Here is a 13,722-nt window from a genome sequence, read left to right on the forward strand (position 1 = left end):
ATTGTGTACACCCTGCAGGCAAAATGCCAGCCCGATCGGCTGGCATTTTTATTTTCGGGTTATTCGCGCGCCAGCGCATCCACCGGATCCAGCCGCGCCGCGTTTCGCGCCGGTAGCCAGCCGAACAGAATTCCGGTGAAGGTGGAACATAAAAACGCCGTCAGGATCGCCATCGGCGAGAAGCCAATCTCCCAGCCCGGTAAGACGAGCTGGAGCGCAAAGGCGATTATCATCGAGAGCGCAATCCCCATCGCACCGCCCACCAGACACACCAGCACCGCTTCAATCAAAAATTGCTGCAGCACGTCGCTGGCTCTGGCTCCGACCGCCATGCGGATGCCGATCTCCCGCGTACGTTCGGTCACCGACACCAGCATAATGTTCATCACCCCTATCCCGCCGACGACCAGCGAAATCACCGCCACCAGCGTCAGGAACAGCTGAAGAGTACGTGTGGTCTTTTCCGCCGTTTTCAAGAGGCCATCCATATTCCAGGTGAAGAAATCCTTTTTCCCGTGGCGCAGGGTTAACAGCCGCTCCAGCTGCTGTTCCGCCAGCCCGCTGTCGTAGCCCTCCTTCACTCGAACGGTAATTGAGTTAAGCCAGGACTGCCCCATGATGCGCCCGGAAATGGTGGTGTACGGCAGCCAGACGCGCAGGATTTTACTGCTGCCGAACATCGACTGCTTCTCTTCCGCCACGCCGATCACCGTCGCTGGCATGTTGCCTACGAGGATCACTTCCCCCACCACATTGGTCTTATTCGGGAACAGCTGCCTGCGGGAGTTAGCGTCTAACACCACCACCTGCGCCCTGCCCGCCAGCTGTTCAGCGTTGAAGGTCGCCCCTTCGCTGAAGGTCATGCCGTAGACGTTGAAGTAATCTCCGCTGACGCCGTTAGCGCTGGCCGCCACGTCGATGTTGCCATAGCGCAGACGCAGGTTTTGCGAGACGGCAGGCGTGGCGGAGTTCACCCACGGCTGCTTCTGAATAGCCGCCAGATCGTCATACTTCAGCGCCTGCTGATACTGCGGCTCGTCGTCGCCAAAATCTTTGCCGGGATAAACGTCGATGGTGTTAGTCCCGATGGCGCGAATATCTGCCAGCACCAGCTGTTTCGCCGCATCGCCCACCACCACAATCGACACCACTGAGGCAATACCAATAATGATGCCAAGCATGGTCAGCAGAGTGCGCATTTTGTTGGCCGCCATCGCCAGCCAGGCCATGGTCAGCGCCTCGCGGAAACCGCTGGAAAACTGGCCCCAGCCAGTTGCGGCCGGCAGCACCTCTTTCGCCGCCGCCGCTCTGGACTGACGTGGCGGCGGGTTGCTGACCAGCTCGCCGTCGTGGATCTCGATAATGCGTTCCGCCTGCGCTGCCACCTGCGGATCGTGGGTGACGATAATCACCGTATGCCCCTGATCGCGAAGCTGATGCAGGATCGCCATCACCTCTTCACCGGAATGGCTGTCGAGCGCACCGGTTGGCTCATCGGCGAGGATCACCTGCCCACCGTTCATCAGCGCGCGGGCAATACTCACGCGTTGCTGCTGACCGCCGGAAAGCTGCGAAGGCTGATAATCAACACGCTCCGCCAGCCCAAGACGCGTTAACAGCGCCTTCGCGCGTTCGAGGCGTTTTTTGCGCTCGACGCCCGCATACACCGCTGGCACTTCCACATTCTGCGCCGCGCTCAGGTGTGAAAGCAGATGGTAACGCTGGAAGATAAAGCCAAAATGCTCGCGACGCAGCTTCGCCAGCGCGTCGCCGTCCAGGGTGGAAACATCCGTCCCGGCCACGCGATAGGTGCCGCTGGTAGGCTTATCCAGACAGCCGAGAATGTTCATCAGCGTTGATTTACCCGAGCCCGATGCCCCGACAATCGCCACCATTTCACCGGCTTCAACGCGCAGGGAGATGCCTTTCAGCACCTCCACCGGCCCGTCGCCGGACGGATAGCTGCGACGAATGTCATTCAGCTCAAGCAGCGCCGTCATTGCGCGGCTCCAGGCAGGCTTTCGCTGGTGACCACTTCCTCACCCTCTTCCAGCCCTTTTACCACCACCACGTCGGTGTCGTTACGTGCGCCAATCACCACTTCCCGCTCGCGGGTTTCACCGTTGCGCAGCACTTTCACCTTGTAGCGATTGTCCCCGGCGGATTCGCCCAGCGCGGAGAGCGGAACCGTCAGCACGTTTTTCACGCCGGTCAGCTGGATATGCACCTGAGCGGTCATGTCCAGACGCAGCACGCCCTGCGGGTTAGGCACCTCAAAACGCGCATAGTAGAAGATGGCGTCGTTGACCTTCTCCGGCGTCGGCAGGATATCTTTCAGCACCCCTTCATAGCGGGTTTGCGGATCGCCCAGCACCGTAAACCAGGCTTTCTGCCCCGGCTTAAGGTGAATGACGTCCGCTTCAGATACCTGGGCTTTCACCAGCATGGTGCTCATATCCGCCAGGGTCAGGATGTTCGGCGCCTGCTGCGCGGCGATGACCGTCTGGCCTTGCAGGGTGGTTATCTGCGTCACTTCCCCGGCCATTGGCGCAACGATTTGCGTGTAATCGAGGTTGGTTTTCGCCGTATCCAGCGAGGCCTGATTCCGCTTGATTTGCGCATCGATGGTGCCAATCTGCGCCTGCTTCACCGCCAGCTCCGTGGCGGCTGTGTCCAGATCCTGTTTCGAGATGGCCTGCGTTTTCGCCAGCGCCTGCTGGCGCGACAGGGTGACCTGAGCGAGATTACGCTCCGCCTGAGCCTGAGCGCGCTGCGCGCGCAACTCCATCAGCGTCGCTTCCACTTCGCGGATCTGGTTTTGCGCCTGCTCAGGATCGATCACGCCCAGCAACTGGCCTTTTTTAACCTTATCGCCAATCTCAACCGACAGGGTTTTAAGCTGACCGCTGACCTGCGCGCCCACGTCAACCTTACGCAGGGCATCCAGCTTCCCCGTCGCCAGCACGTTTTGTTGCAGCTCGCCCGGACGAACAATCAGCGTTTGATACTGTGGTACCGGCGCGTTCAGTACCTTCCATAACCAGAATCCGCCTGCTAACACCACTACCGCCAGCAGCAGAAACAGCTTTCTGCGTTTTCCCTTCAGGTTCATAAATATTCCAAATAATTGTTCTGGCTATCATCACCGTTGATTTTATCTAAACCACTCCTCAACGAAACCCCCGATCCCCGTTATCGTCGGGAATTGTTTACCCGATGTTGATAAAGCGCCTGCTGAAATAGCGAAATTCCACCAGAAGCAGGATCTAACATGTCTTCCATCGTCGATACACCTTATTCAACGCTGTCCCAGCCTAAATCGGGCTGGCAACTGTTTAAAAGCCTGGCATCGGGTTCCCTCACGCCGGGGCTGGCGTGGCAAAATCCGGCCTATCGACGTAAGTTTATGTTGCGCTCGCTGGCAACGCCGTTCACCACTGCGCGCCTGCTCGGAAACCTTGCAAAACAGCCCCGTCTGATGCAGATCCTGCGCGTGCAGCCCGGCCTGCCGTGCCGCCTGCACCGACCGTGGCTGACCGTCAATATGGGCCGTCAGAATACGCTGGACGCATTGGACAATCACTATCAGATGATGAGCCGCCATCTTCCGGCGTCACTGCTGAACGGCTACCTTTCCAGCCAGGGCATCACGCTGGTGACGTTAACGGGCAAAGAGGAGCAGCAGTTTAGCGTTCGCCTGAGCGCGGATGCGTTTCTGGACAAAGAAGGGGAAGCGACCCTCACTTTTTGCGACCACCAGAACACGGTGCTGGCCGAGCTGACCTTTACGCTGTGCAAATACCAGGGCAAGTCAACGCTCTTCATCGGCGGAATGCAGGGGGCGAAAGCGCATGTCCCGCACGAGCACATTCAGCTGGCGACCAAAGCCTGTCACGGACTGTTCCCAAAACGTCTGCTGGTTGAAGCGGTCATGACGCTGGCAGGCGCCTTCCCCGTCGAGCAGATCCTCGCGGTGAGTAACGCCACCCACATCTACCGTAGCTGGCGCTATCGCAAGAAAAAAGAGGGAAAATTGCTGGCTGACTATGACAGCTTCTGGCGCTCCCTTGGCGGACAGCAGCAGGAGAACGGTAACTTTGCCCTGCCACTGACCATGCCACGCAAACCGATGGAAGAGATTGCGAGTAAAAAACGATCCGAGTACCGCCGCCGCTATATCCTGCTTGAGAGCCTGCATCAACAGGTATCGCAGGCGACTGCCCGTTAATCGGCCCTCCCGCGAGCCAGCCAGAGGACGCGGGAGAACATTTTACGCAGCAGCGTGGGCACCGACTCCACGCCCCGCCTGCCCGCTTCCGTCGCGACTTCAATGGCCAAATCCGGTTTTGACGACCGATGGATAGCTTTGGCAATCACCCGACGCATATTCATGGGCACATCCACCGGGATCATCGCCACGCGGTGAAAGACGTCGTCAAATCCCTGGCGGTACATAAAGTGCTCCATGTCCATCGCGGGCAACGTGGTCAGATGTTCCCGCTCCTCTTCACGATCGTTATTGAGCAGGCTGCGCACGGTCGCCGCATATTTTTTACCCGCCTCATCGCCATCCACCAGCACGTGCCACTCTATCCCCATCCGGCGCGCAAATTTGATCAGCGGCTTTAAGCCAGACTGAGCAAATTCAATCACTTTGATCCCTTCGGCATCAAAGTGGTGTCCGCACTGGCGCGCCAGCTCGTTTATCACCCAGGTTTCAGTTTCCCCTTCCACCAGCAACCAGCAGCGGGCAAACAGGGAAGAGGCTCGGTTAAAACGGATATGAAACGCAATGCGTCGGCCATCTTCGGCATTTAACCCGCCGGGCCCGAGCCGGTAGGCGGTGACCCGCGAGGATTCACGCACCAGGCGGCAGACATACTCCACCGGCGTCAGGGAGAGCAGCTCGCCGGAATTCGTGGTGGTGACACGCTGCAACGGCAGCAGATTAAGAAGATGCCACGCCACGGAAAGCATAATCGGGTGCAGCCGCGTTTCCGGATCTTCCACCAGCAGCAGCGGGCGCGCGTCCCGATCCAGGCGCACCGTCCCTTTCGCCTGTAACAGCGTGGAGAATAATCCCAGCAGGATCACCCGATGCGTGCGCCCGCTGGGGCGGTCGATCATGCGGTTGATAATATCGAGATAGCGCCAGCTTCGTTGCTCGTCGTGCGAGCGGCGGCGCATCAGGCGGTGGCGCGCCTGCCCCGTTCCCTGCTCGGAGAAGTAGTGCTCTAGCAGTTGGACCATGGCAGACAGTCCCTGACGGATCTGGCCGTCGGTGAGGTTCTGCGGCCGTGAGACCAGTTCACGGGCGAGGAAATCCAGTTCGCGGGCGGTCACCTCCACCTCGGGCATATTCGGTACGGTGCCGTTACGGATCCGCCGCATAAAGCGCGCGTCTCGTAAGCGCAACACGGGGGAGAGGCGGATAAGATGGCGGGCAAGCTCGTCAATATTATCGAGCGGGATCGGATTCCCCTTCTCATCAAGAAATTCACGCAGGGTTAATACCCCGTCGTTTTGCGCCATTTCGCCCTCAAGGCGATAGAAAATACGCTGGAACCCATCTTCACAGGGCACCCAGCAGGGCGACATAGGGCGAAAACGACGCACGCGATGGCGACCGGGCTCGGATTCGCGGAAGGTCAGAATGATATGCAGGTGTTTCTCGCGCCCGTTGACATCCCCCGGCGGAAACCAGAAGTCATCATGGACGAAGTGGTACAAGTTCTCTTCGGGCGAAAGCAGCAGCGTCAGGGCATCCAGCAGGCTGGATTTACCCCAGGCGTTTTCGCCTATCAGGACGTTGTTCTGTTCCAGTTGCAGCGACAGGCGGTTAATCCCGCGAAACCCGACAATCTCCACACGTTCGAGTAGCATACATCCCCCGCATTTCGGCCACTTTTTCCTTCAAGTTATCAGCAGTATAGCGGCAGGCTGTAGGTCACGACAGCAGAATATACGCCCCCTTAATTATTGGGCTATGCTCTAATTACCTCCGTTCTGAACAAGGATTGACATCACATTGCCTTAAATCAAATTTAGTGAATTTATTTGAGTGGCGAAGGGATGTTGATGGTTTCAAAATACTGGCTCTTTGAGTCGTCATCCCTTTATGGCGATATAACCCGCGCGCAGGAATGGGCGCGGACGTTTATTATTGAGGTGGTTATGTTCAGAAAATTAGCGGCAGAATGCTTTGGTACATTCTGGCTGGTGTTTGGTGGCTGCGGTAGCGCAGTACTGGCAGCCGCATTTCCGGAATTAGGTATTGGATTTGTCGGCGTCGCGCTGGCATTCGGTTTAACCGTATTAACCATGGCATTCGCCGTGGGGCATATTTCCGGCGGTCATTTCAACCCGGCCGTCACGTTAGGTTTATGGGCGGGCGGACGTTTCCCGGCGAAAGATATTATTGGCTATATTATTGCCCAGGTTATTGGCGGTATTATTGCCGCGGCGGTGTTGTACGTCATTGCCAGCGGAAAAGCCGGGTTTGACGCCGCGGCCAGCGGATTTGCGTCAAACGGCTTCGGCGAACACTCTCCAGGCGGCTACTCAATGCTGTCTGCTATCGTGATTGAAATTGTGCTCACCGCAGGTTTCCTGTTGGTGATCCACGGCGCAACGGACAAATACGCGCCTGCGGGCTTTGCCCCCATTGCTATTGGTCTGGCGCTGACGCTTATCCACCTGATCTCCATCCCGGTGACCAATACCTCCGTTAACCCGGCACGTAGCACCGCGGTGGCTATTTTCCAGGGCGGCTGGGCGCTTGAACAGCTGTGGCTGTTCTGGGTGATGCCAATTATTGGCGGTATTCTGGGCGGCGTGCTGTATCGCACCCTGCTGGAAAAACGCGATTAATTAAGTGCGGCCTGTAATGTCGGGTGGCGCTAAAGCTTACCCGACCTACGTGAGTGTGCACTTTGTAGGCCGGGTAAGGCGTAGCCGCCACCCGGCTTTTTTTGTAGCTTTACCTCACAGCCTTTATTGGGTAGTGTCTCTGGCGCTTAAATGATACTCAAAAGGACCGGCTGTTCATGTTCTCAGGACTCCTCATCATTCTTCTGCCCCTGATTGTGGGCTACCTTATTCCGCTGCGTCATGAATCGGCCTTAAAGCTTATTAATCGTTTTCTCAGCTGGATTGTTTACGTCATTCTGTTCTTTATGGGGATCAGCCTGGCCTTCCTGGATAATCTGGCGACGAACTTGCTTTCCATCCTGCATTATTCTGCGGTTACGGTAGTGGTTATTCTGCTGTGCAATATTGCCGCGCTGTTCTGGCTGGAACGCACTATTCCCTGGAAAAATCACCACCATCAGGAAAAGCTTCCCTCCCGAATTGCGATGGCGCTGGAATCATTAAAGCTGTGCGGCGTGGTGGTGCTCGGTTTTTTACTGGGGCTAACCGGATGGGCTTTTTTACAGCACGCTACGGAAGCCAGCGAATATACGCTGATTTTCCTGCTCTTCCTGATCGGTATTCAGTTGCGAAATAATGGCATGACGCTGAAACAGATTGTCCTGAACCGCCGGGGCATGATGGTTGCCGTTATCGTTGTGGCCAGCTCAATGGCGGGGGGAGTGATTAACGCCTTTATTCTCGATCTGCCGCTGAAAACCAGCCTGGCGATGGCATCCGGTTTTGGCTGGTATTCGCTCTCCGGTATTCTGCTGACCGAATCGTTTGGTCCGGTGATCGGCAGCGCCGCCTTCTTTAACGATCTGGCGCGCGAGCTGATAGCCATCATGCTGATCCCCGGCCTGGTACGCCGCAGCCGCTCTACCGCGCTGGGCCTGTGCGGGGCCACCTCAATGGACTTTACCCTGCCGGTTTTACAGCGCTCGGGAGGTCTGGAGATGGTTCCTGCCGCTATTGTACACGGCTTTATTCTGAGCCTGCTGGTCCCCATTCTGATGGCGTTCTTCTCAGCCTGATACTGCTTTGGCGGTAGTGAACCTGCCGCCAAAATTGCGCTAAATCAATAACCCTCCACTTAGTATAAGAAAGCACTTTTCTCCGTTGTGGCACAGGCATAACCTTAAACATGTATTTCAAATATAACTTTAACAGGTGTGATTATGTTTTGTGTGCAATGTGAACAAACCATCCGTACCCCGGCAGGCAACGGCTGCTCTTACGCGCAGGGTATGTGCGGCAAAACCGCAGAAACGTCCGATCTCCAGGACCTGCTGATTGCGGCGCTGCAAGGCTTATCCGCCTGGGCCTTCAAGGCCCGTGAATATGGCCTTGTCGATCACTATGTCGACAGCTTTGCGCCGCGCGCATTTTTCTCCACGCTGACTAACGTTAACTTCGATTCGCCACGCATTGTGGGCTATGCCCGCGAAGCGATTGCCCTGCGTGAAGCCCTGAAAGCGCAATGCCTGAATGCCGACGCCAGCGCCCGCGTGGACAACCCGATGGCGGAACTACAGCTGGTGAGCGACGACCTGGGCGAGCTACAGCGTCAGGCCGCCGAATTTACTCCCAATAAAGACAAAGCGGCGATTGGCGAGAACATCCTCGGCCTGCGCCTGCTGTGCCTGTACGGTCTGAAAGGTGCTGCGGCGTATATGGAGCACGCGCACGTACTCGGCCAGTACGACAACGACATTTATGCCCAGTACCACAAAATCATGGCATGGCTGGGCACCTGGCCTTCCGACATGAACGCCCTGCTGGAATGCTCGATGGAAATCGGCCAAATGAACTTCAAAGTGATGAGCATTCTGGATGCCGGTGAAACCAGCACCTACGGCCACCCAACGCCGACGCAGGTCAACGTCAAAGCGACCGAAGGTAAATGCATCCTGATCTCCGGCCACGACCTGAAAGATCTCTACAACCTGCTGAAGCAGACCGAAGGCACCGGCGTTAACGTCTATACCCACGGCGAAATGTTGCCCGCGCACGGCTACCCGGAACTGCGTAAATTTAAGCATCTGATCGGTAACTACGGCAGCGGCTGGCAGAACCAGCAGGTGGAGTTCGCCCGCTTCCCTGGCCCAATCGTCATGACCTCTAACTGCATCATCGACCCTACCGTGGGCGCGTATGACGACCGAATCTGGACCCGCAGCATCGTCGGCTGGCCGGGCGTGAGCCACCTTGAAGGCGATGATTTCGGTCCGGTTATCGCGCAGGCGCAGCAGATGGCAGGCTTCCCGTACAGCGAAATTCCGCACCTCATCACCGTCGGTTTTGGCCGTGAAACCCTGCTGGGTGCGGCGGATTCCCTGATTGACCTCGTCAGCCGTGAAAAACTACGTCACATCTTCCTGATCGGCGGCTGTGACGGCGCGCGCGGGGAACGTAACTATTTCACCGATTTCGCCACCCGCGTTCCGGAAGACTGTCTGATCCTGACCCTGGCCTGCGGTAAGTACCGTTTCAACAAGCTGGACTTCGGCAACATCGAAGGTCTGCCACGCCTGGTGGATGCTGGTCAGTGTAACGATGCATATTCAGCCATCATTCTGGCGGTCACGCTGGCAGAGAAACTGGGCTGCGGCGTGAACGATCTGCCGCTGTCGCTGGTGCTCTCCTGGTTCGAGCAGAAAGCGATCGTTATTCTGTTGACCCTGCTCTCTCTCGGCGTGACCAACATCGTCACCGGGCCGACCGCGCCAGGCTTCCTGACGCCGGACCTGCTGGCCATCCTGAACGAGAAATTTGGTCTGCGTTCCGTGACCAACGTTGAAGATGATATGAAGCAACTGCTGAGCGCGTAAGGAGTAACTCATGACCATGCCAACCTCACAATGTCCGTGGCGGATGCAGGTTCATCACATCCAACAGGAGACGCCGGATGTGTGGACACTGTCGCTGCTGTGCCATGACTACTACCCGTACCGCGCAGGTCAGTATGCGCTGGTGAGCGTGCGTAATTCGGCGGATACCCTGCGCGCCTACACGATCTCCTCCACGCCGGGCGTGAGCGAATACATAACGCTCACCGTCCGTCGTATTGATGACGGCGCAGGCTCCCGGTGGCTGACCCGTGACGTGAAGCGCGGGGATTACATCTGGCTGTCTGACGCGCAGGGCGAGTTCACCTGTGACGACAAGAAGGAAGACAAATTCCTGCTTCTGGCGGCAGGCTGTGGCGTAACGCCGATTATGTCGATGCGCCGCTGGCTGGCGAAATACCGTCCTCAGGCCGACGTGCAGGTGATCTTTAGCGTGCGTTCCCCGGAAGATGTGATTTTTGCCGAGGAATGGCGAAATTATCCGGTGACCCTGGTGGCTGAGCACAACGCGACGCACGGTTTTGTCGCGGGGCGTCTGAGCCGCGAAATGTTGCAAAGCGTGCCGGACATTGCGGATCGTACCGTGATGACCTGCGGCCCGGCGCCGTACATGGAGATCGTGGAGAAAGAAGTGAAAGCGCTCGGCGTGACCCGCTTCTTTAAAGAGCAGTTCTTCACGCCTGTAGCGGCAGCGGCGACCAGCGGGATGAAGTTCACGAAGCTGCAACCGGCGCAGACCTTCTTTGGTCGCGTGGGCACCACGCTGCTTGAAGCGCTCGAAAGCAATAACGTGCCGGTAGCGGCAGCCTGTCGCGCGGGTGTGTGCGGCTGCTGTAAGACGAAGGTGGTTTCCGGTGAATACACCGTCACCAGCACCATGACGCTGACCGATGCGGAAATTGCAGAGGGTTACGTGTTGGCGTGTTCATGCCATCCGCAGGGGGACCTGGTGCTGGCATAATCTGGCGCAGTGCCCCCATTTGTTGCCGGGTGGCACTGCGTTTACCCGGCCTACTTTGTACATGTTGGCTCTTCGTAGGCCCGGTAAGCGTTAGCGCCACCGGGCTTTTTGCCGGGTGACACTGCGTTTACCCGGCTTACGTTGTGCCTACTGCCTGTGCGTATGGAATACCAGGCAGCCAATACAGTGACTTTCTTCTAAGCTTGTAAGCGATATCACATAAAGGAGAAGGACCACCATGAAACAAACCGTGGCTGCATACATAGCGAAAACCCTGGAGCAGGCTGGCGTAAAGCGTATCTGGGGCGTCACCGGCGATTCGCTGAACGGACTCAGCGACAGCCTCAACAAGATGAAGACCATTGAATGGATGCCCACCCGCCATGAAGAGGTCGCCGCCTTTGCCGCGGGTGCCGAAGCGCAGCTCACGGGCGAACTCGCCGTCTGTGCAGGTTCCTGCGGACCGGGAAACCTGCACCTTATCAACGGTCTTTTCGACTGTCACCGCAACCATGTTCCGGTGCTGGCGATTGCCGCACATATTCCGTCATCCGAAATCGGCAGCGGCTATTTTCAGGAGACGCATCCTCAGGAGCTGTTCCGTGAATGCAGCCACTACTGCGAGCTGGTCTCGTCGCCGGAGCAGATCCCACAGGTGCTGGCGATAGCCATGCGTAAGGCGATCCTGAATCGCGGGGTTTCGGTGGTTGTGCTGCCGGGGGACGTGGCGCTGAAGGCTGCACCTGAAACCGCCACCACCCACTGGTACTCTGCGCCACAGCCAACCATTACCCCTGCGGATGAAGAGCTTAAAAAGCTGGCGCAACTGCTGCGATACTCCAGCAATATCGCCCTGATGTGCGGCAGCGGCTGTGCCGGCGCGCATAAAGAGCTGGTGGAATTTGCCGCTAAGCTGAAGGCGCCAGTTGTGCACGCCCTGCGCGGGAAAGAGCACGTTGAATACGATAACCCGTACGATGTGGGCATGACCGGGCTGATCGGTTTTTCCAGCGGCTTCCATACCATGATGAACGCCGATACGCTGATCCTGCTCGGCACCCAGTTCCCGTACCGCGCGTTCTACCCGACGGATGCGAAAATTATCCAGATCGACATTAATCCCGGTAGCATCGGCGCGCACAGCAAGGTGGATATGGCGCTTATCGGCGATATTAAATCCACCCTCGCCGCCCTCCTGCCGCTGCTGGAAGAAAAAACGGACCGCAAATTCCTCGATAAAGCCCTGAGCGACTATCGCGATGCGCGTAAGGGGCTGGACGATCTCGCCAAACCGAGCGAAAAAGCGATCCACCCGCAGTATCTGGCGCAGCAGATCAGCCACTTCGCCGACGACGATGCCATCTTCACCTGCGACGTGGGTACGCCCACCGTCTGGGCCGCGCGCTATCTGAAAATGAACGGCAAACGACGCCTGCTTGGCTCGTTCAACCATGGCTCAATGGCCAACGCCATGCCGCAGGCGCTGGGCGCAAAAGCGACGGCACCGGAACGTCAGGTGGTGGCGATGTGCGGCGACGGCGGGTTCAGTATGCTGATGGGGGATTTCCTGTCGGTGGCGCAGATGAAGCTTCCGTTGAAAATCGTGGTCTTTAACAACAGCGTGCTGGGCTTTGTGGCGATGGAGATGAAGGCCGGAGGCTACCTCACGGACGGCACCGAGCTGCACGACACCAACTTCGCCCGCATCGCCGAAGCCTGCGGTATCACCGGTATTCGGGTGGAGAAAGCCTCAGAGGTGGACGAAGCCCTGCAACGTGCCTTCGCCATCGACGGCCCGGTGCTGGTGGATGTGGTGGTCGCCAAAGAAGAGCTGGCAATCCCGCCTCAAATCAAGCTGGAACAGGCTAAAGGTTTTAGCCTCTACATGCTGCGCGCCATAATCAGCGGGCGCGGTGACGAAGTGATCGAGCTGGCAAAAACCAACTGGCTCAGGTAAAACATTTCACAAGACCTCTTAAATGAAAGGGATGTGAAATGATTGATTTACGTAGTGATACCGTTACCCGTCCGGGCCGCGCCATGCTCGAAGAGATGATGGCCGCCCCGGTCGGGGACGACGTCTACGGCGATGACCCGACGGTCAACGAACTCCAGCGCTATGCGGCCGAGCTGAGCGGTAAAGAGGCTGCCCTGTTCCTGCCCACCGGCACGCAGGCTAACCTGGTGGCGCTGCTGAGCCACTGCGAGCGCGGCGAAGAGTATATCGTCGGCCAGGGGGCGCATAACTACCTGTACGAAGCCGGCGGCGCGGCGGTGCTTGGCAGCATTCAGCCGCAGCCGATCGATGCCGCGCCGGATGGTACGCTGCCGCTGGACAAAGTCGCGGCAAAAATCAAAGCCGATGATATTCACTTCGCCCGCACTAAACTGCTGAGCCTCGAAAACACCCATAACGGTAAAGTCCTGCCGCGCGAATACCTGAAAGCGGCATGGGATTTTACCCGCGAGCGCAAGCTCGGCCTGCACGTTGACGGCGCACGTATCTTCAACGCCGTGGTGGAGTACGGCTGCGAGCTGAAAGAGATCACCCAATATTGCGACTCGTTCACCATTTGCCTCTCTAAAGGGCTGGGTACGCCGGTGGGTTCCCTGCTGGTTGGCAGTGCAGACTACATCAGACGCGCCAACCGCTGGCGCAAAATGACCGGCGGCGGGATGCGTCAGGCGGGTATTCTTGCGGCTGCCGGACTGTACGCCCTGAAAAATAACGTGTCACGCCTGAAAGACGATCACGACAATGCGGCGTGGATGGCAGCGCAGCTGCGTGAAATCGGCGCTGATGTCATGCGTCATGACACCAACATGCTGTTTGTCCGCGTCGGCAAAGAGCATGCTGCCGCGCTGGGCGAATTTATGAAAGCCCGAGGCGTGCTGATCAACGCCTCCCCGGTCGTGCGACTGGTGATGCATCTTGACGTTAACCGCGAGCAGTTGACCGAGGTGGTGAAACACTGGCAGGCGTTTTTACAGCGTTAAGGA

General features: G+C 57.7%; 10 protein-coding genes. 7 read left to right on the forward strand and 3 right to left on the reverse strand.

Annotation, left to right across the window (positions count from 1 at the left end; all coding sequences use genetic code 11):
• Positions 1-59 precede the first annotated feature (59 nt).
• Positions 60-2,000: a macrolide ABC transporter ATP-binding protein/permease MacB gene (gene macB, locus ACOTXC_RS12470; RefSeq protein ID WP_421767719.1), complete on the reverse strand. Its 1,941-nt coding sequence runs from the start codon at positions 1,998-2,000 to the stop codon at positions 60-62.
• Entirely contained in the window at positions 1,997-3,112 is a 1,116-nt protein-coding gene (gene macA, locus ACOTXC_RS12475) for a macrolide transporter subunit MacA (RefSeq protein WP_022647609.1), read from the reverse strand. The genes macB and macA overlap by 4 nt, the downstream gene beginning before the upstream one ends.
• A gap of 159 nt (positions 3,113-3,271) precedes the next feature.
• Between macA and ACOTXC_RS12480 the strand changes: the two genes are divergently transcribed.
• Positions 3,272-4,228 carry a VirK/YbjX family protein gene (locus ACOTXC_RS12480; protein ID WP_421767720.1) on the forward strand — a complete coding sequence of 319 codons (957 nt, stop codon included), beginning with the start codon at positions 3,272-3,274 and terminating at the stop codon, positions 4,226-4,228.
• On the opposite strand, the gene ACOTXC_RS12485 is transcribed toward ACOTXC_RS12480, so the two are convergent.
• Positions 4,225-5,883 carry an ATP-dependent endonuclease gene (locus tag ACOTXC_RS12485; protein ID WP_023299709.1) on the reverse strand — a complete coding sequence of 553 codons (1,659 nt, stop codon included), beginning with the start codon at positions 5,881-5,883 and terminating at the stop codon, positions 4,225-4,227. The genes ACOTXC_RS12480 and ACOTXC_RS12485 overlap by 4 nt on opposite strands.
• A gap of 291 nt (positions 5,884-6,174) precedes the next feature.
• Here ACOTXC_RS12485 and aqpZ point away from each other — a divergent pair, with 291 nt between their 5' ends.
• From aqpZ to ltaE, 6 genes are all read left to right on the forward strand, one after another.
• Positions 6,175-6,870, forward strand: coding sequence for an aquaporin Z (aqpZ, locus tag ACOTXC_RS12490; protein WP_026080729.1), 696 nt, complete (start codon positions 6,175-6,177; stop codon positions 6,868-6,870).
• 176 nt (positions 6,871-7,046) lie between these two features.
• Positions 7,047-7,946 carry a lysine exporter LysO family protein gene (locus tag ACOTXC_RS12495; RefSeq protein WP_022647606.1) on the forward strand — a complete coding sequence of 300 codons (900 nt, stop codon included), beginning with the start codon at positions 7,047-7,049 and terminating at the stop codon, positions 7,944-7,946.
• Positions 7,947-8,090: 144 nt separating this feature from the next.
• Positions 8,091-9,743, forward strand: coding sequence for a hydroxylamine reductase (hcp, locus tag ACOTXC_RS12500; RefSeq protein WP_023299708.1), 1,653 nt, complete (start codon positions 8,091-8,093; stop codon positions 9,741-9,743).
• A gap of 10 nt (positions 9,744-9,753) precedes the next feature.
• Complete coding sequence (gene hcr / locus ACOTXC_RS12505; protein ID WP_023299707.1) at positions 9,754-10,722, forward strand: NADH oxidoreductase; 969 nt, start codon at positions 9,754-9,756, stop codon at positions 10,720-10,722.
• A gap of 238 nt (positions 10,723-10,960) precedes the next feature.
• Entirely contained in the window at positions 10,961-12,679 is a 1,719-nt protein-coding gene (gene poxB / locus ACOTXC_RS12510) for a ubiquinone-dependent pyruvate dehydrogenase (RefSeq protein WP_023305792.1), read from the forward strand.
• A 38-nt stretch (positions 12,680-12,717) separates the two neighbouring features.
• A complete protein-coding gene (ltaE, locus tag ACOTXC_RS12515) occupies positions 12,718-13,719 on the forward strand; it encodes a low-specificity L-threonine aldolase (protein ID WP_126490338.1) in 1,002 nt (333 codons plus the stop codon).
• The last annotated feature ends 3 nt before the right edge of the window (positions 13,720-13,722 follow it).

Source organism: Enterobacter cloacae complex sp. IR5428 (assembly GCF_049238585.1).
Taxonomy (GTDB): Bacteria; Pseudomonadota; Gammaproteobacteria; order Enterobacterales; family Enterobacteriaceae; genus Enterobacter; species Enterobacter intestinihominis.